Source organism: Flavobacterium commune, from assembly GCF_001857965.1.
GTDB classification, from domain to species: Bacteria; Bacteroidota; Bacteroidia; order Flavobacteriales; family Flavobacteriaceae; genus Flavobacterium; species Flavobacterium commune.
Genome location: NZ_CP017774.1, coordinates 324,479 through 343,444, shown reverse-complemented (window position 1 = coordinate 343,444; position 18,966 = coordinate 324,479). Strand labels below are relative to the sequence as shown.

The 18,966-nt window shown below is 33.3% G+C and carries 20 protein-coding genes; 13 read left to right on the top strand and 7 right to left on the bottom strand.

Going from position 1 to position 18,966, the window contains the following annotated elements:
- The first annotated feature begins 33 nt into the window (after positions 1 to 33).
- Complete coding sequence (katG, locus tag BIW12_RS01335) at positions 34 to 2,307, top strand: catalase/peroxidase HPI (RefSeq protein WP_071183462.1); 2,274 nt, start codon at positions 34 to 36, stop codon at positions 2,305 to 2,307.
- 84 nt (positions 2,308 to 2,391) lie between these two features.
- On the opposite strand, the gene BIW12_RS01330 is transcribed toward katG, so the two are convergent.
- The gene (locus BIW12_RS01330) at positions 2,392 to 3,018 is read right to left on the bottom strand and encodes a carbonic anhydrase (RefSeq protein WP_071183461.1); all 627 of its coding nucleotides are present in this window, start codon (positions 3,016 to 3,018) and stop codon (positions 2,392 to 2,394) included.
- 251 nt (positions 3,019 to 3,269) lie between these two features.
- Between BIW12_RS01330 and BIW12_RS01325 the strand changes: the two genes are divergently transcribed.
- A complete protein-coding gene (locus BIW12_RS01325) occupies positions 3,270 to 3,494 on the top strand; it encodes a CDGSH iron-sulfur domain-containing protein (protein ID WP_071183460.1) in 225 nt (74 codons plus the stop codon).
- A gap of 113 nt (positions 3,495 to 3,607) precedes the next feature.
- On the opposite strand, the gene BIW12_RS01320 is transcribed toward BIW12_RS01325, so the two are convergent.
- The 3 genes from BIW12_RS01320 to BIW12_RS01310 form a co-directional block, all read right to left on the bottom strand.
- Positions 3,608 to 4,615: a hypothetical protein gene (locus BIW12_RS01320; protein ID WP_157499451.1), complete on the bottom strand. Its 1,008-nt coding sequence runs from the start codon at positions 4,613 to 4,615 to the stop codon at positions 3,608 to 3,610.
- Between the two features lie 137 nt (positions 4,616 to 4,752).
- Entirely contained in the window at positions 4,753 to 6,615 is a 1,863-nt protein-coding gene (locus BIW12_RS01315; protein ID WP_071183458.1) for an ABC-F family ATP-binding cassette domain-containing protein, read from the bottom strand.
- Positions 6,616 to 6,661: 46 nt separating this feature from the next.
- The gene (locus BIW12_RS01310; RefSeq protein WP_071183457.1) at positions 6,662 to 7,657 is read right to left on the bottom strand and encodes a hypothetical protein; all 996 of its coding nucleotides are present in this window, start codon (positions 7,655 to 7,657) and stop codon (positions 6,662 to 6,664) included.
- Between the two features lie 401 nt (positions 7,658 to 8,058).
- Here BIW12_RS01310 and BIW12_RS01305 point away from each other — a divergent pair, with 401 nt between their 5' ends.
- The 9 genes from BIW12_RS01305 to ftsY all read left to right on the top strand — a co-directional run bounded on the left by BIW12_RS01305 (position 8,059) and on the right by ftsY (position 14,511).
- Complete coding sequence (locus BIW12_RS01305) at positions 8,059 to 9,369, top strand: dihydrolipoamide acetyltransferase family protein (RefSeq protein WP_071183456.1); 1,311 nt, start codon at positions 8,059 to 8,061, stop codon at positions 9,367 to 9,369.
- Between the two features lie 116 nt (positions 9,370 to 9,485).
- Entirely contained in the window at positions 9,486 to 10,256 is a 771-nt protein-coding gene (locus tag BIW12_RS01300; RefSeq protein WP_071183455.1) for a 3'-5' exonuclease, read from the top strand.
- An 84-nt stretch (positions 10,257 to 10,340) separates the two neighbouring features.
- Positions 10,341 to 10,952, top strand: a complete 612-nt coding sequence (locus BIW12_RS01295; RefSeq protein WP_071183454.1) for a fumarylacetoacetate hydrolase family protein — start codon at positions 10,341 to 10,343, stop codon at positions 10,950 to 10,952.
- Positions 10,952 to 11,296 (top strand): Hpt domain-containing protein, encoded by a 345-nt coding sequence (locus BIW12_RS01290; protein WP_066324629.1) that lies wholly within the window; start codon positions 10,952 to 10,954, stop codon positions 11,294 to 11,296. The genes BIW12_RS01295 and BIW12_RS01290 overlap by 1 nt, the downstream gene beginning before the upstream one ends.
- Positions 11,297 to 11,399: 103 nt before the next feature.
- Positions 11,400 to 12,653, top strand: coding sequence for a competence/damage-inducible protein A (locus tag BIW12_RS01285; RefSeq protein ID WP_071183453.1), 1,254 nt, complete (start codon positions 11,400 to 11,402; stop codon positions 12,651 to 12,653).
- Positions 12,654 to 12,728: 75 nt separating this feature from the next.
- The gene (gene rpmB, locus BIW12_RS01280) at positions 12,729 to 12,965 is read left to right on the top strand and encodes a 50S ribosomal protein L28 (protein ID WP_007805815.1); all 237 of its coding nucleotides are present in this window, start codon (positions 12,729 to 12,731) and stop codon (positions 12,963 to 12,965) included.
- A gap of 30 nt (positions 12,966 to 12,995) precedes the next feature.
- Complete coding sequence (rpmG, locus tag BIW12_RS01275; protein WP_035660223.1) at positions 12,996 to 13,178, top strand: 50S ribosomal protein L33; 183 nt, start codon at positions 12,996 to 12,998, stop codon at positions 13,176 to 13,178.
- 72 nt (positions 13,179 to 13,250) lie between these two features.
- Positions 13,251 to 13,403: a DUF4295 domain-containing protein gene (locus BIW12_RS16115; RefSeq protein WP_081824680.1), complete on the top strand. Its 153-nt coding sequence runs from the start codon at positions 13,251 to 13,253 to the stop codon at positions 13,401 to 13,403.
- Between the two features lie 127 nt (positions 13,404 to 13,530).
- Positions 13,531 to 14,511: a signal recognition particle-docking protein FtsY gene (gene ftsY, locus BIW12_RS01270; RefSeq protein ID WP_071183452.1), complete on the top strand. Its 981-nt coding sequence runs from the start codon at positions 13,531 to 13,533 to the stop codon at positions 14,509 to 14,511.
- A 178-nt stretch (positions 14,512 to 14,689) separates the two neighbouring features.
- Here the strand turns inward: ftsY and BIW12_RS01265 are convergent, their stop codons facing one another.
- Positions 14,690 to 15,760, bottom strand: coding sequence for a serine hydrolase domain-containing protein (locus BIW12_RS01265; RefSeq protein WP_071183451.1), 1,071 nt, complete (start codon positions 15,758 to 15,760; stop codon positions 14,690 to 14,692).
- Between the two features lie 177 nt (positions 15,761 to 15,937).
- Between BIW12_RS01265 and BIW12_RS01260 the strand changes: the two genes are divergently transcribed.
- A complete protein-coding gene (locus BIW12_RS01260) occupies positions 15,938 to 16,378 on the top strand; it encodes a hypothetical protein (RefSeq protein ID WP_071183450.1) in 441 nt (146 codons plus the stop codon).
- A complete protein-coding gene (locus tag BIW12_RS01255; protein ID WP_071183449.1) occupies positions 16,359 to 16,655 on the top strand; it encodes a DUF721 domain-containing protein in 297 nt (98 codons plus the stop codon). The genes BIW12_RS01260 and BIW12_RS01255 overlap by 20 nt, the downstream gene beginning before the upstream one ends.
- A gap of 156 nt (positions 16,656 to 16,811) precedes the next feature.
- On the opposite strand, the gene BIW12_RS01250 is transcribed toward BIW12_RS01255, so the two are convergent.
- Positions 16,812 to 17,231, bottom strand: coding sequence for a nucleoside-diphosphate kinase (locus BIW12_RS01250; RefSeq protein WP_071183448.1), 420 nt, complete (start codon positions 17,229 to 17,231; stop codon positions 16,812 to 16,814).
- A 97-nt stretch (positions 17,232 to 17,328) separates the two neighbouring features.
- Positions 17,329 to 18,918: a bacillithiol biosynthesis cysteine-adding enzyme BshC gene (bshC, locus tag BIW12_RS01245; RefSeq protein WP_071183447.1), complete on the bottom strand. Its 1,590-nt coding sequence runs from the start codon at positions 18,916 to 18,918 to the stop codon at positions 17,329 to 17,331.
- Positions 18,919 to 18,966 lie beyond the last annotated feature (48 nt).

The following is an 18,966-nucleotide window of genomic DNA, read 5'->3' as shown; positions in this document are numbered from 1 at the left end:
TGCAACTTTTAAAAAATAAAAAAATAAATAATTATGGAAAACACAAACAATTCAAACGGTGCGAGTAAATGTCCATTTTCAGGAAGTGCTCCAAAGCAAAGTGCAGGTAAGGGAACACAAAACCATAATTGGTGGCCTAATCAGTTAAAAGTTGATATTTTGCGTCAGCATTCATCAAAATCTAATCCAATGGATGAAGAATTTGATTATGTAGCAGCATTCAATTCATTGGATTTAGAAGCTGTGAAAAAAGATCTTCATGCTTTAATGACTGATTCTCAGGATTGGTGGCCAGCAGATTTTGGACATTATGGGCCATTTTTTATTCGTATGGCATGGCATAGTGCCGGTACCTATCGTGTACAGGACGGGCGTGGTGGTGCGGGTTCAGGACAGCAGCGTTTTGCTCCATTAAATTCATGGCCGGATAATGTATCTTTAGATAAGGCACGTCGTTTGATTTGGCCAATAAAACAAAAATATGGTAATAAGATTTCCTGGGCTGATTTAATGATCCTTACCGGAAATGTTGCTTTAGAATCTATGGGATTCAAAACATTGGGTTTTGCTGGTGGACGTGCTGATGTTTGGGAACCGGATATGGATGTATATTGGGGGTCTGAAAAAGTCTGGTTAGGTGGAGATATCCGCTATGCACATGGTTCTCATGGAGTAGATGGAGATGGGGTTGTTGCTTCGGATGATGATGCAGATGGAAAAGTTCATTCTCGTAGTTTAGAAAATCCTTTGGCTGCTGTTCAAATGGGATTAATTTATGTAAATCCAGAAGGACCAGACGGAAATCCGGATCCGGTTTTAGCAGCTCATGATATTAGAGATACTTTTGCCCGTATGGCAATGAATGATGAGGAAACGGTGGCATTAATTGCCGGTGGGCATACCTTTGGTAAAGCTCACGGAGCAGCTTCTACAGAACATGTGGGTAAAGAACCTGAAGCTTCGGGAATTGAAGAGCAGGGTTTTGGGTGGAATAATAGTTATGGATCAGGGAAAGGTGGGGATACCATCAGTTCAGGTCTCGAAGTTACCTGGACCAGTAAACCAACAGAATGGACCAACTTATATTTCGAATACTTATTAGATTTCGATTGGGAATTAACAAAAAGTCCTGCTGGTGCCCATCAATGGGTGGCAACAAATGTTGGTGCGATTACTCCAGATGCACACGATCCAAACAAAATGCATCAACCAACGATGCTGACAACCGATTTATCTTTACGGTTTGATCCTGAATACGCAAAAATATCAAAAAGATTTCGCGAAAATCCAGATCAATTTGCGGATGCTTTCGCAAAAGCCTGGTTCAAATTAACACACCGTGATATGGGGCCTCTTTCGCGATATTTAGGCCCAGATGTTCCTCAAGAAGTGTTTACATGGCAAGATCCTGTTCCAGCAGTAGATCATGAATTAATAAATGCTAATGATATAGAGATTTTAAAATCCCAAATTTCCGGATTAGGATTTTCAGTTTCAGAATTAGTGACTACAGCCTGGGCTTCGGCATCTACTTTTAGAGGTTCTGATAAACGTGGTGGTGCAAACGGTGCTCGCATTCGATTAGAACCACAAAAAAATTGGACAGTAAATAATCCGGTTCAACTAAATAAAGTTTTAACGGCTTTAGAAAATATTCAAAGTAAATTTAATACTGCAAATGTATCTAAGAAAGTATCTATTGCGGATTTAATTGTATTAGCGGGTAATGTGGCTGTAGAAAAAGCTGCTGCTGCTGCAGGAACAAATGTAACGGTACCATTTACAGCTGGTCGTACAGATGCTACTCAAGAACAAACAGATGTTGAATCGGTAGGGTATTTAGAACCTGTTGCTGATGGATTTAGAAATTACAGAAAAAACAAAAGTGCAGTTTCGACAGAAGAATTATTAATTGATAAAGCACAATTGTTAACCTTAACAGCTCCTGAACTCACTGTTTTAATTGGTGGATTGAGAGTTTTAGATACCAATTTTGATGGTTCTAAAAATGGTGTGCTAACAAATCGTCCAGGATATTTAACAACAGATTTCTTTGTTAATTTATTAGATATGGGAACAGCCTGGAAAGCAATGGATGAAAGTAAAGAAATTTATATTGGAACAGACCGTAAAACGGGTCAGCCAAAATGGACTGGAACTCGTGTGGATTTAGTATTTGGTTCTAACTCTGAGTTGAGAGCTATTGCTGAAGTATATGCAAGTGCTGATGCTCATAATAAATTTGTGAAAGATTTTGTGGCTGCCTGGAACAAAGTCATGAATTTAGACCGTTTTGATTTACTTTAGTTATTAATTTTTGTAAAAGACAAAATCCCGTATCGCTATTTTGAAACGATGCGGGATTTTTGATTTCTAATAATGTGTTTGTGCTTAAGCTATTTTGTAAATTTTAGTAATATCTTTCAAAATTTCGTCAAAATTAATTTCTAAGTCGATTAATTTTCCGGAATGAATGTCAAAAATCCAACCATACACTTTTAGGTTTCTTTCGCTATTTGCTTTTTGAACTTCGGCTGTTTTAATCACATTAATACATTGCTCCTGTACATTTAATTCAACTAATCTTTTGTATTTCTCGGATTCGTTAGTAATAGCGTCTAATTCTTGTTGGTGGATACGATACACGTCTCTAATATTTCTCAACCAGGGATTTAGAATTCCTAAATCAGATTGTTGCATTGCTGCCAATACACCACCACAACCATAATGGCCACAAATTACAATATGATTTACTTTTAAATGGCTTACCGCATAATTGATAACCGACATTGAGTTCAAGTCGGTATTAGGAACCATATTAGCAATGTTTCGGTGAACAAAAACCTCACCCGGTTGTAAACCCATTACTTCTTCGGCGGTTACACGACTATCTGAACAACCAATGTAAAGAATTTCAGGAGCTTGTCCGGCACCTAATTTGTCAAAATAAGTTTCATCTGCTTGCAGTTGTTTCGCGATCCACTTCTTGTTGTTTTCAAAAATTTGTTTGATGTCCATGTTTTGTATTTTTTTTCAAATATAAGGTGTAATTGTAATGTAAAAAAAGAAGACTCTTGTAATCTCACAAAAAAGTCCCATCTTTTTATATTGCTGTATGACAAGCTGGGTCTTTAGTAGGTAGGTAGCAACAATTATAATTGAATTAAAATATATTCAATATAAATTAGCTTTTTGTATTCTAAAAACAGGATTATAGTTTGAGCTTTCAGGATATATTTTGCAATCTTTGAACTCAAAAAAAAAGCTATATGAGTAAGACAAAATTAATAATCAATAATAATGGTTCAATAAAAATTGAAGGTGATTTCGAAATTATGGACTGTGATGGAAATGTTTACGGATTAGAAGGAAGAACAGCTTTAGGACTATGCCGTTGTGGATTATCTTCTAACAAACCTTTTTGTGATGGTTCGCACCGTAATAATTTTGCACATGAACCTAAGGCATTTGATTTGCCTCCAATGAAAAAATAGAATTTCACATTAACAAAAAGCTGCATTATGAAATGCAGCTTTTTTGTTTCTCTTTTAATTTAGATAATAATATAATGTTAGAAAAATATGAGGATGAAAGTAATAATTGATTTTTATAAGCCTTTATTAGTATCGAATGTTTTTTTTAATTGTATAGTTCTAGTTTCATATTTTGGACAATATAAAATGAATTTAGTGTTAGGAGCAATGATAGCTGCTATATGGAATATTATTCTCTTTTCGTCTGATGGATTTGATTCATGTGATTCTAAATTATTTTTAAATTCATCAAAAGTCATTTCGAATTTTTTTAAAAATAGATCATAAAAATAGTTAGGTAGTCCGCTAGTTTTGTGGTTGTTAAAGTTTATTTTGTTTTTAAGAGAAGGATTTTCTTTTTGCATTATATAAAAATCCGAAGCTGAATAGGATTTAATGACTTTGTTGTCAATTGAAAAATTAATTAATTTTAGATTTTCTTTTTCGTCAGAAAATTTTTGAATAATTAATTTGTTGAAACGATAATCTAGTAACTTATATTTTGATCCTCCAAGTTGAATTGTGTCGCCAATATTTGTAAGGTTTAAAGTTATTATGTCGTAGCCAGTCAGGAATGAAAGTTTGTAAGTGGTTTCGCCTTGAAATTTATCGAAAAGTTTTTCTGAAATGGTATCATTTACTAATCTTGAACGATGATTTATTTTTTTTGGTGTGAAAGTTGTAAAATCATTAGGAGATTTAATTTTTATTGAATCATTATTGTTGTCAAATAGTTTATAATCAGTTAATTCTATTTTGATGTTTTCAAATCCTACGTCTTTGAAATTATCCGATAATATTGCTGTTATATTTAATGCGTTCTTATCAAAGGTTTTAAAAATTTCTAATTTGGCAGATTTTTCAAATTCTTTAATGAAATTATCTATTTCTTGTTTGTTGAATTTTTTTTTAAAATAATCTTTTTCGTTGAATGTTTCTTTTTTAAATAAAAATTCATATTTTTTAACAAAGTCTTGATAATAATAGGTGTATATGGATTTAATTTCTTTTTCATTCAATTTTTTTTGAGAATAAGAAGATGTTATGAATAGTAGTAATAATAGTATTAGAGAATTTTTCATTTATGAAAGATTTTAATGTATGTTTTTTTGCTAACTTACAATTTTCTTACAAAATAAAAACACCCACAACAAAATAAGTTTTGTTGTGGGTATTTCTGTATTAAAAAAAATAATTAACGGTCTTAATTGAATACTGATTATCCTTCAATTTTAGCAGAAAGCTCAAACCATCGTTCTTCTTTGGTTTCTATCTTATTGATGATGTTTTCCAGTTCTTTTGCTTTTTTTTCGATGTCTGCGTCAGCTATTTTTCCTTCTGAAAATAATTGCTCGATTTTAGTTTTTTCAATTTCTAAATCTTTAATCTCTTTCTCGATTTTTTGATATTCTTTTTGCTCGTTGAAAGTTAGATTTCCAGTTGGATTTTTTTGTTTCCAATCTTTCTTTTCGGCTTTGTTTTCTTCTTTTTGCGCTACATCGGCACTGTCTTCATAGGCTCTGAAATCAGAATAGTTTCCAGGGAAATTTTCGACAACACCCTGACCTCTAAAGATAAATAAGTGGTCTACAATTTTATCCATAAAATAACGGTCGTGCGAAACTACCAATAAACAGCCAGGATAATCCAAAAGGAAACTTTCTAATACATTCAAAGTCACGATATCCAAATCGTTTGTAGGTTCATCCAGAATCAAAAAGTTAGGATTCTGAATCAAAACAGTACATAAATACAAACGTTTCAATTCGCCACCACTTAATTTGTCTACAAAATCATATTGTTTTTTAGCATCAAAAAGAAAACGTTCTAACAATTGGGAAGCCGAAATGATTCGTCCTTTTGCCAACGGAATAAATTCTCCGTATTCTTTGATAATGTCAATAACACGTTGACCCGCTTTTGGGTTGATACCACTTTGCGTATAATAGCCTATTTTTATGGTATCGCCTTTAACCACTCTTCCTGAATCTAAAGGTAAAGTTCCGGTTAATAAATTTAGGAAAGTCGATTTTCCGGTTCCGTTTTTACCAATAATTCCAATGCGCTCGCCACGTTGAAAATCGAAACTGAAGTTGTCTAAAATAACACGGTCTTTGAATTTCTTCGAAATTTTGTGAAGCTCGATAATCTTACTTCCCATGCGTTCCATGTTGATTTCAAGTTCTACTTTGTTTTCCTTACGGCGACTTTGCGCTTTTTCTTTGATGATGTAAAAATCATCCTGACGCGATTTAGACTTGGTAGTTCTTGCCTTTGGCTGACGGCGCATCCATTCTAATTCTTTTACAAATAAGTTTTGGGCTTTGTCCACACTGGCGTTTTCAGAAGCAATCCGTTCTTCTTTTTTCTCTAAATAATAAGAGTAATTTCCTTTGTATTGGTATAATTTACCGTTGTCTAATTCTAAAATTTCATTACAAACACGTTCTAAGAAAAAACGGTCGTGCGTAACCATAAACAAAGTGATATTTTCTTTGGCAAAATAAGATTCCAGCCATTCAATCATCTCCAAATCCAAGTGATTGGTAGGTTCGTCAAGAATCAATAAATCAGGGCGATTAATCAAAATGATGGCTAGGGAAAGACGCTTTTTTTGTCCTCCGGAAAGATTTTTTACCCTAAGTTTAAAATCTTCCAGTTTTAATTTAAACAAAATTTGTTTGTATTGGGTTTCAAAATCCCAGGCATTGTGCTGGTCCATAGCGTCAAAAGCTTTTTGATACGCTTCTTCGTCTTCCGGATTTTCCAATGCTTTTTCGTATTGTTCAATTACTTTTAAGGTTTCATTGTCCGAAGCAAAAATGCTTTCTTCAATAGTTAACTCGTCTTGTAAATTATTATCCTGCGATAGAAATGCCATTCTGATTCCTTTTCTTAAAACCACTTGTCCCGTATCAGGTTCGTCTAAACCATTGATAATGCTCATGATTGTGGTTTTTCCAGAGCCGTTTTTGGCTATAAAGGCAATTTTTTGGTCTTTGTTTATTCCAAAAGAAATGTTTTCAAAAAGAGTTCTTTCTCCAAAAGATTTGGATATATTTTCGACAGATAAATAATTCACAGTTGTAATTTTTTTGGCAAAAGTAAACTATTTGATTGATTTGCTACTAGTTTATTGTTTTAGGCAGTGGCTTTTGATTTTGAAGAAATGAATTCAAAAATGGACTTAAATTGATTTCATGCAGTTTTTGAGGAACGTTTAGGATTGGTTTTAGCTGTAAATGCTCGTTAGTCAGATAATAATGAATACCATCAAATGTAGCGATGCCTTCTATTTGATGAAAGGGGATTTTTAAATGTATTTTTCGTTTGTTTCCGGATAAAAAATCCGAATCCTTAAAATCATATAAAAGATACAAAAAGGTTTTTCCTGTTTTAGAATAGCCACACAGTACTATTAATTTTTTTTCTTCTAAATAGGTAGCACCAGTAATTAAGCCTTTGGTATTGAGTGTTTGTTTGTACTGTGCAATATGTTTTCCTGGTTGTTTAGGAAGTGTGTAAATACTGGTTTTCTTTTGATTCCATTGCTTATTGAATAAATAAATACTGTCTTTGGAAACAATAAAAGCTTCGCAGTCAAAATTGGTACTGTTTGTTTTTTGAATTGTAAAATCCTTTTGATCTGAATAATAAAATGAAATTGTATCAATTATGGGAGCATTCAGTAAGAAAGATTTTTTCTCAATTCTTAAAATATGTAAATCAGTTCGATTGCCTTGATAATTGTTGCCAAAATCACCCGCATAAATATAACTGCTGTCCTGTGAAATCTCCTCCCAATCGGTATTGGTTACTTTTTCGAGTTTGATTTTCTTTTGAATTTTCCCGTTGGTGTCTATTCCGTAAATGTCGGTGTCAGTATCATCATTCTGTGTCCATAATAAATTGTCGAAAGTAATCAAGCCAGAGGTTTCTATTAAAGTATCACTTAATTTCAGAGTGAATTCAGGTTTGATTTTGGTTTTTGGATACAGGCAACTTCCGTTATTAATGGTGGCCAGCGGGTTGTAGTTTTTAGAAAGAGGATCGGTACAACCTGAAATTTGTGATTGAATTTGGTTGATTGAAAACAGAAATAGTAATAAGAATACTTTTTTCAATGTGATGCAATAATTTAGGGAATTGGTTCTTTATAATACTTCAAAAGTAAGCGATTTTTGTGGATTGACTATTTAATCATCTCAATTGAGGCTTTCATGTTTTTAAAAAATGACTGTTTTTAGAAGTGAAAAAATTGAAAATAACACTTTTGCGAAGGCGGTTATCTTAAGTAAAGTTAATTTATTGTAAAAAACACTCTGTTAGAGAACTTGTTTTTTTGTCGAATTGGTAAAAAACGATGTGTTTAGGATTTGATTTTTATTAATAAGTAGATTATTATTTTGAAAATGAGTTGCTTGTTATAATTAATATAGGAAAGCTACATTTAATATAATTTATGTTTTAAGAATTTAGTAATTTCGCAAGCAGAAATTAAAAAACTACCTTTTAGGTTAACAATATGGCAAGATTCGAATTAAAGCTTCCGAGAATGGGAGAAAGTGTCGCAGAAGCAACCATTACAAACTGGTTGAAACAAGTAGGCGATAAAATTGAAGCCGATGAGGCAGTGCTGGAAGTTGCTACCGACAAAGTGGATAGTGAAGTACCTAGTGAGGTTTCCGGTGTTTTGATAGAGCAATTGTTTTCAAAAGATGATTTGGTTGAGGTAGGACAAACTATTGCGATCATTGAGACAGAAGGAGAAGAAGCGGTAGTGGAAGTTGAAATTGAAGAAACAATAGCTCCGGAAATAATTGAAGAAGTAACAAAAACGATAGAAATAGCAAAAGAAACAGTTGCTACTCCTGTAACAATAACTAATTCCGGTTCTGAGAAATTCTTTTCTCCGTTAGTAAAAAATATTGCTGCTGCCGAAGGTATTGGAATGGAAGAATTAGAAAAAATTCCGGGAACAGGAAGTGAAGGCAGAGTGACTAAGAATGATATTTTAGAATATCTGAAAAACAGAACGAATGCGCCTCAGGTTGAAGCTGCAAAAGAAGTTGTTGAGGTTGTTGAGGCAGTTTCTTCAAAATCAGTTGCACCGGTTTCTGTGAGCGGTGGAGACGAAATTATCGAAATGGACAGAATGCGAAAGTTGATTGCGGGTTATATGATTTCTTCCCAACAAACATCTGCTCATGTTTATTCTTTTATAGAAGTGGATATGACCAATATTGTAAAATGGCGTGAAAAGCATAAAAATGAATTTGAGAAAAGAGAAGGTGAAAAGCTGACTTTTACTCCAATTTTTATGGAAGCTGTTGCTAAGGCATTGAAAGATTATCCAGGAATGAATATTTCAGTTGATGGTGATTATATTATTAAAAAGAAAAATATCAATCTGGGTATGGCAGCTGCTTTGCCAAACGGTAATTTGATTGTTCCTGTAATTAAAAATGCAGATCAACTGAATTTGGTAGGTATGGCAAAAGCTGTAAACGATTTAGGAAATCGAGCAAAATTAGGAAAACTAAAACCGGACGAGACTAAAGGAGGGACTTATACCGTAACCAATGTTGGTTCTTTTGGAAGTATTTTTGGAACGCCAATTCTCAATCAGCCGGAAGTGGGGATTTTAGCTTTGGGTGCTATTCGAAAAGTACCGGCGGTAATTGAAACTCCGGAAGGTGATTTTATTGGAATTCGTCAGAAAATGTTTTTAACTCATGGTTATGATCATCGTATTATTGATGGCGCTTTAGGTGGAATGTTTGTGAAACGAGTTGCCGAATATTTAGAGAATTTTGATATTACAAGAACTATTTAGTTTTGAAATTTATATCAGCAAACCCGTCTCGTTTTAAAAACAAGACGGGTTTTCTTTTTTGAACTCTTGTTTAAATCAAACTCAAAACTTTATATTTGTAGCTATATATTATAAAAATGGAATTAAAACTCAATAGACCTATCTGCTTTTTTGATCTTGAAACTACAGGAATTGATATTGGAAAAGACAGAATTGTGGAAATCTCAATATTTAAAGTTTTTCCAAACGGAAATAAAGAAAGCAAAACCTGGCTGGTGAATCCTACGATTCCGATTCCACCGCAAACTACCGCTGTACATGGAATTACTGATGAAAAAGTAGCTAATGAACCTACATTTTCTGAACTGGCTTCTCAGGTTTATAATATGATTAAAGACAGTGATTTGGCTGGATTTAATTCCGATCGATTTGATATTCCGCTTTTGGCAGAAGAATTACTTCGTGCGGGAGTAGATTTTGATATGAAAAACAGAGTTTCTGTTGATGTTCAAACTATTTTTCATAAAATGGAAGAGCGTACTTTAAGTGCTGCTTTAAAGTTTTATTGTGGTAAAAGTTTAGAAAATGCCCATTCGGCAGAAGCGGATACAATAGCTACTTACGAAATATTGAAAGCACAGTTAGACCGTTATCCTGATTTGGAAAACGATATGAAATCCTTGTCTGAATTCACAACCAGAAAAAAAATAGCCGATTTTGCGGGGATGATTTCTTTTGATAAAGATGGAGATGAGATTTTTACTTTTGGGAAACATAAAGGAGTAAAAGTAGATGTTGTTTTAGAAAAAGAACCGGGCTATTTTAGTTGGGTTCAAAATGCTGATTTTCCTTTGTACACTAAAAAGGTATTGACCGCAATAAAATTAAGAAAGTTAAATACGAAATAAGTTTGTAGTTTGTGGTTTATAGTTTGTAGTTCTTTTTAGTAACTCAACAGGGAACCATAAACTAAAAACGATAAACTTGCAAGAATGAAGATAATTTGTATTGGTCGCAATTATGCCAGTCATATTGAAGAATTACAAAATGAGCGTCCAACTGAACCGGTGATTTTTATCAAGCCGGATTCGGCTATATTGTTAAAGCAACATCCTTTTGTGATTCCTGAATTTTCAGAAGATGTACAGCATGAAGTTGAGGTTATTGTAAAGATTAATAAGGTAGGGAAGTATATCGAACCTAAATTTGCTCATAAATATTATGATGAAATAAGTGTGGGGATTGATTTTACAGCCCGGGATTTGCAAAATGATTTAAAATCTAAAGGTTTGCCTTGGGAAAAAGCAAAAGCTTTTGATGGTTCGGCTGTGATTGGTGATTTTTTACCTAAAGAGCAATTTAGTTCGTTAGAAAATCTTACTTTTGAATTGAAAAATAATAATCAAACTGTTCAGGAAGGTAATGTTAATATGATGTTGTGGAAAATAGATGAGTTAATTGCTTATGTTTCACAATATTTTACATTAAAAATAGGAGATATTATTTTTACGGGAACGCCTAAAGGGGTTGCAAAGGTAGATCCCAACGACGTTTTGGAAGGATATTTAGAAGGACAAAAACTATTTAGAATACAAATAAAATAATGGCTTTAAACTACAACTTAGCAAAAGTATATGCAATCTCAGATAATGATCAAGAGTTTGTAAACGAAATTCTAACCTTGTTTGTAAATGATGTGCCGGAAGATTTGGCGCAAATTAAGGAAGGAATAAAAAAGAAAGATCACAAGCATGCCTATGCTTATGCACATAAAATCAAGCCAACATTAGATTTGTTGGGTATGACGGTAGCTTTTGAGGAAATTCTTCAAGTTGAAGCCTGGACTAAAGAAGAAGGGAAAAGAAAAGATATTGAGCATACTTTTGATAGCATAAAATCGCAGGTAAAAGAGGCAATTAAAGAAATTAAGAAAGACTTCGATTTGTAATTAAATCTTAATTTTTATTCAAAAAAAATACATAGGAATCAACACTCAATTTTTTGGGTGTTGATTTTATTTTATAAGGAACTCAAATTTTCAAAATGATATAATGAAAGCAACCATTGTTACTATAGGAGATGAAATTTTAATAGGTCAAATTATAGATACCAATTCGGGGTTTATTGCAAAATCCCTGGATAAAATAGGGGTAGAAATTCATGAGATGATTTCTATTAGTGATGATAAACAACATATTCTGGATACTTTTGAAAAATTGCAAAACAAAGTAGATTTGGTGATTATCACTGGTGGACTTGGCCCAACAAAAGATGATGTCACTAAAAAAACATTTTGCGATTATTTTGAAGATGAATTAATTGTGGATCAGGCGGTTTTAAAGCATGTGACACAATTAATTGAAGGTTTTTATAAACGAACCATTACACAAATCAATAAAGATCAGGCGTTAGTTCCATCCCGTTGCACAGTGCTTCATAATCAGGTGGGGACAGCTCCGGGAATGTGGATGAAAAAAGAAAATACGGTTTTTGTTTCGTTACCGGGAGTGCCATTCGAAATGAAATATCTGGTAGAAAATGAAATAATCCCCAAAGTGGTTAAAGAATACAATCGTCCTTATATTATTCATAAAACCATTCTTACGTATGGACAAGGCGAAAGTATGGTGGCGGAACGAATTGAAGATTGGGAAAACAGCTTGCCTGAATTTATCAAGTTGGCTTATTTGCCTGCTCCGGGAAGAGTGCGTTTGCGTCTTTCAGCCAGAGGAAAAGATAAAGAAGCATTGGAGAAAACAATTGATTCTTATGTGGAGTCTTTAGATGCGATTATCAATGATATTATTGTTGGTTTTGAAGAAGATGAAACTATTGAGGTTTTAGTGGGTAAAATGCTGAAAAAACAGCAAAAAACCATTGCAACAGCTGAGAGTTGTACGGGAGGTCAGATAGCGGCGAGTTTGTCATCGGTAGCGGGAGCTTCCAGTTATTTTAAAGGAAGTGTGGTTTCTTACGCAACTGAAACTAAGATAAATGTATTGGGGATTTCTGCTGATTTTATAGAAAAACACTCGGTTGTAAGTGCTGAGGTGGCTACGGCAATGGCTGTAAATGTTAAGAAGCTGATGAATACCGATTATGCACTTGCTACAACTGGAAATGCCGGACCGACAAAAGGAGATGAACAAGCCGAATTAGGAAGTGTTTTTATCGCTTTGGCTACTCCAAATGAGGTAATTGTGGAAGAGTTTAATTTTGGTCAACCACGTGAAAAAGTGATAGATAGAGCGTTGATTAAAAGCTTAGAAATACTAAAGAAAGAAATTTTTAAAAATGTCTTGTAATTTTTTTGTTGGAACCGTTTATTTTTCTTTTCTTTGCACCCTGATTTTGAATAACGAATATAAAATATAAGTATAATGTCAAGAGTTTGTGACCTTACAGGTAAAAGAGCGATGGTAGGAAATAACGTTTCTCACGCTATGAACAAAACTAAGAGAAAGTTTTCTGTGAACTTAGTTAAAAAGCGTTTTTATCTTCCAGAAGAAGATAGATGGATTACTCTTAGAGTAGCAGCATCTACGATAAAAACAATTAATAAAAATGGAATTTCTGCTGTTTTGAAAAAAGCACAGTCAGAAGGATTTATTAAATAATTCTTTTTTCCTAAATAAATATATAGCAAGATGGCAAAGAAAGGTAATAGAATCCAGGTAATTTTAGAATGTACTGAGCATAAAGCTTCAGGTGTTGCAGGTACTTCAAGATACATTACAACTAAGAACAAAAAGAATACTCCAGACAGATTGGAAATTAAAAAATTCAACCCTGTTTTGAAAAAAGTAACTGTTCACAAAGAAATTAAGTAATAATTAGAAATTTTGATAGAATCTCAATTGATTTCATAAGGGGTTTATTAAAATTAAAATAACATTTGAATCATGGCAAAGAAAACCGTAGCATCGTTACAAACTTCTTCAAAGAGATTATCAAAAGCCATTAAAATGGTTAAATCTCCAAAAACTGGCGCATATACTTTCGTAGAAACTATCGTTGCACCTGAATTAGTTGATGAATTCTTGAAAAAGAAATAATTCATAAAAGCATATATAGAAAAGCTACTTTCTTCAGGAAGTAGCTTTTTTATTTTCTATATTTACTCTTTGAAAGTGGTATTGGTATTTATTTGCTAATACTCTTGTTATTAATACTGTATATACGATGAGTTTTTTTAAAAGAATATTTTCTACAGAGAAAAAGGACCCGAGCATAAGCGAACAAGCGAAGCAAACCTTAGATAAAGGTTTGGAAAAAACAAAAACTACTTTCTTTTCTAAATTAAGTAAAGCAATAGTAGGGAAGTCTAAGGTTGATGATGATGTTTTGGATAACCTGGAAGAAATTCTGGTTTCTTCTGATGTAGGTGTTGATACTACTTTAAAAATAATAACCCGTATAGAAAAACGCGTTTCTGAAGACAAATATTTAGGTACTTCAGAACTGAATCAAATTCTACAAGAAGAAATTGCAGCTTTGCTATCAGAAACTAATACTGGTGAAGCAACTGAATTTGTGATTCCTGTTAATGTAAAACCATATGTTTTAATGGTTGTTGGTGTTAACGGAGTTGGAAAAACAACTACTATTGGAAAACTGGCTTACCAATTTAAAAAACAAGGTTACAAAGTAGTTCTTGGGGCAGCCGATACTTTTAGAGCTGCTGCTATTGACCAATTGCAAATTTGGGCTGATAGAGTTGATGTGCCAATAGTAAGACAGAATATGGGGTCTGACCCGGCTTCTGTGGCTTTTGATACGCTACAATCAGCTGTGGCACAAGATGCCGATATTGTAATTATTGACACTGCAGGACGTTTGCATAACAAAGTTAATTTGATGAATGAATTATCTAAAGTAAAACGCGTAATGCAAAAAGTAGTTGCCGATGCACCACATGATGTTTTATTGGTTCTTGATGGTTCAACTGGTCAAAATGCTTTTGAACAAGCCAAACAATTTACAGCAGCAACCGAAGTAACTTCATTAGCTGTGACTAAATTAGACGGTACTGCTAAAGGTGGTGTTGTTATTGGTATTTCGGATCAATTCCAAATTCCTGTAAAATACATTGGTGTTGGTGAAGGTATTGAAGATTTACAAGTCTTTAATAAATATGAATTTGTAGATTCTTTCTTTAAATAACAAAGATATGATTAAGAATATAGCTCCGATTTATCTGTATATGATAAGTGTGGTTTGTTTTGTGATAGCTAATATGGTTAGAGAACAATTATTAACGCTGTATTATATTCTATTGGTAATAGGCGTTGTATTATGTATTTTGGGTTTTAAAAATAGAATTCAAAATAAATCTTAATTCTTACTGATACAAGGCATTAATTTTTTGCCATAATTCATTGTCAAATCCAGATAAAGCAAATGAAGGATTGTCTGTGTTTGCTGCTTCTCCCATTCGTATAACTACCATTTTTTTACTTGGAATGACATAGATTTTCTGGTCATTTTTGCCCAATGCCATGAACATATCATTTGGTCCATTTGGAATGATACTTCCTGAAAATTGCAATTGAGTTTGTGGTAAATGGTAAGAACTTTTTCCGTTCAACCACCATAAATAACCGTATCCAAGATTAATATTTTGAGAAGTTGTGGTAGCTGCATTGAAAAAGGCTTCGTTTAAAATAGTGCTATATCCCCATTTACCTTTGTTTAACATCAGTAAACCAAAGCGAGCCATACTTCTAGTGGTGCTGAAATAAACAATATTGTTGTCTAGAGTTAACCAACTTCCATTCATTCCAATTTTATCTCTCAATTTAGTATTAAAATAATTCGCCCAGGTTTGTCCTGTAGCCTGAGCAATAACATCTTGCAATTTTACATATACATTATGATACGCCCAGCGTGTTCCTGCATCGGCTTTGTAGGTTAGGCTCGACGGAGAAACATCATCGCCATTGGCAATATCTTCAATTCCTGAAGTCATACTGAGTAAGTTTTTGCAAGTAATCAGGTTTTCTTTTGCTAAAGTTTCAGATGTCCATCCAGTGCCAATATAATCAGAAACTTTGTTGTTAATATTGATGAAACCCTCCTGTTCGGCAATACCTGTAACTGTTGAAGTCAGGGTTTTTCCGGCACTAGCCCAATACCAATTAGTGGTTGCTGAATGTCCATTGAAATAATTTTCCATGACAATGCGTCCGTTGACTAAGATCATAAAAGATTTAGAATGTTTAAGCTCTAAATAATCTAATAAGGGCTGGACTGCTTCCTGTTTCCATCCTAAATCAGCAATAGATTTGGTTTCCCAATTAGTTCCTGTCAGTGGAGGGAAGTAGAGGTTTTCTGTAGTATTTGAAGAAGAATTTTCAGGACTGCAATTTACAAGCAAGAAAAGACCTAGGATGCTAAGTATGATTTTAGACATGATTTTAGGGTATTGGTTCTAACTACTTTAAGACTAAAAATATAGAAAATAGTTTAAGTTGGTTTTGATTTTTTTATCAAAGTTAACTTTAATAAAGTTAACTTTGTTTTCGAAATAAAATCAGTTTTTATATTACTTTCGCTTCGTTTTGTAAAGGTTATAATTAAATAATTTAAGATGAAAAATGCTCTAAAAATTCTTTTTGTATGCTTGCTTTTTGTGTCATGCCAAAAAAAAATTACTCCTGAAGATATTGGTAAATTGAATGGATATTGGGAAATTGAGAAGGTGAGTTTTAAGGAAGGAGAGGATAAGGAATACAAGATGAATGAGAATTTTGATTTCTTTAAAATAGATGGAAATCAAGGGATTCGAAGAAAAGTAAGACCGCAATTTGACGGTACTTTTTTATTTAATGACGATTATGAAAAGGTGAAAGTACGATTTGTAGAAGATCATGTTTATTTAGATTATTCAACGGCTTATGCTAAATGGAGCGAAGAATTAGTGAGTATTTCAGATGATGAAATGACGATTAAGAATGATCAAAATAAAGAATATCAATATAAAAAAGCAGGACCAATAAATTTACTGGAAGATGGCGAAAAGACTAAATAACGAAAGTACGATAGGTGATGTTTTGAAGCAAATTATTCAGACCAATAAACTACAGTCAGGAATGGACGGAATTAACGTAAAAGAGGCCTGGCAAAATTTGATGGGAAATGGCGTAAACAGTTACACCCGTAATGTGGTTTTAAAAGGCAGTACTTTGTATGTGGAGTTAACATCATCAGTATTGCGGGAAGAATTAAGCCACGGAAAATCCAAAATTGTTGCGATGATTAATGAAGAATTGCGTCGCGATGTGGTGAAGGATGTGGTTCTTAGGTAGTGGTCAGTGTTCCGTTCCGATAATTATCGGGATTAGTAATCAGTTTTTATCAAATAGAAAATCCCGTCTTGTTCTAAAAAACGAGACGGGATTTCTTTTTTATCTGGGACTTTCAACTTCAACTGTGACTGAACACTAAAAGCTGAACACCGAATACTAAAATTGCTCTCTTCCTGAAAAGTGAAAAGCACTTTCGATAGCAGCATTTTCATCACTATCAGAACCGTGAACTGCATTTTCTCCCATTGAAGTAGCATATAATTTGCGGATAGTTCCTTCGGCTGCATCTGCCGGATTTGTAGCACCAATAAGTGTTCTGAAATCTAAAACGGCATTTTCTTTTTCTAATATAGCAGCAACAATTGGGCCGCAAGACATGAATTCTACCAGTTCTCCATAGAAAGGTCTTGCTGCGTGAACAGCATAAAAAGCTTGTGCATCAGTTACTGTAAGTTGGGTTAATTTTAGAGATACAATTCTAAATCCTGCATTTGTAATCATTGCAAGTATGTTTCCAATGTGTCCGTTAGCGACAGCATCGGGTTTAATCATGGTAAAGGTTCTGTTGGTTATCATTGTAAATTTCTTTTTTTATAAAAGTAGTTTTTTTAAAATGTAAAGCACTTTGATTTTGCAATAAATGCGTCATAAATACTGCTTTTTTTGTTAAATTTTAAAATACAATGATGTTAAAATGTTGTTCCAGAGGCTTAAGCTGTTCGAATAGTTTGCTAATCAAATGTTCGCCACTTTCTATATAGAATTCAGAAAAATTGGCTTGTCGTTCCTGTAAGCTTTGATTTGGAAATAATTCGTTTTGCAAATCGATGATGCGTGTCAAGGTATCTTTTAGCTTTATTTTTTCGGCTTTAAGCAAACGTTTTTCCAGTTTTTCAAGACCTTTCAGTTGTTTTACCTCCTGTGCTTTTACTGCTCCGGCAAAAGAAGGATCTGTTTTTGTTGTAATCTCGTTCAGGATATCGAATTGTGTTTTTAACTGTTCTTTTAGGTGTGACAAATCGATATCTATTTCTGATAATATCTGGGCTTTGTTGTTTACTAAATCAGCTTGTTTGGTGAATAAGTCGTTCCAACTAAGATTTAATTTATTTGCTTTTTTAATTTGTTTTTCACTGGCCAAAAGAACCGAATTACGAACTAAAAGTATTGGAAAGCTCACTTTTACCGCATCAAAAAAAGATTTTAATTCAAGCCAATAAGCGATTTCTCCGCCTCCGCCAATGTAGCAAAGATTAGGCAGGATTACTTCTTGATATAGCGGACGCACAATTACATTAGGGCTGAATTTTTCAGGATTGCTTTCCAAAAGTTTTAGAATTTCAATTTCAGAAAACTCAATTTTAGTATTGTTTACTTTGAAATTTCCATTTTCGAAAATAATTCGTTCTCGCAAATTATCTTCGATGTAGAACAAATTGATTTCTCTTGGATTTACCTGAACCGAATATTCCTTTAAATTTTCGATAGTTTCCAGTACTTTCTTGTGAGCGGTTTGATTCAATAATTCCTCTTTAATATAAGGTGCGAAATTCTTTTTCAAATCAGCATCATCGGCATCTATGATTACTAATCCATGTGTACCAAACAAAGCATTAGCTAAATAACGGGTTGCGTCAGCCAAATTAGAATGATTTAAATAAGCTCCTTCGAATATTTTTTTTAAGGTTTCGGCATTGGTGCTGTGTCCTAATTCCTGTTCGAAAATTTCGAAAAAATCATCTAAACCTTTGGTAGATAATCGTCCTACAGGTCCTGAACTAGCTGCGTTCCAACGAAATTTTCGTCCTTTAAAATTAAAGTAATTGATTTCTTCAAAATCGTGGTCTTCGGTTGCCATCCAATAAACGGGTACAAAATTATAAGCAGGGTATTTTACTTTTAATTCGGTGGTTAAATTGATTACAGAGATAATTTTGTATAGAAAATACAAAGGACCGGAAAACAAATTTAATTGATGTCCAGTAGTTACTGTAAAAGTGTTGTTGACTTTTAAAGATTCTATATTTTGCTGGGTTAGATGCGAAATTTCAATTCCGGCATATTGTTTTTGCAGAACAGAAACTAAGCTCGCTCTATGGCTATTATTAAAATTATTCTGTTTTTCGACTATTTGTGCTTCGAAGTTTTCAAATGTTGGAAACCGATTATATAAGGATTGTAACTTTGGATTTTGGTCTAAATAATCATTCATCAAAGGAGAGAAATATCCAGATTTTTGATAGCTGATACAGTCGTTGGGCATGTTTGAAATTGTTTTGAGTAAAATTACCAAAAAATATTGGAACTAAAT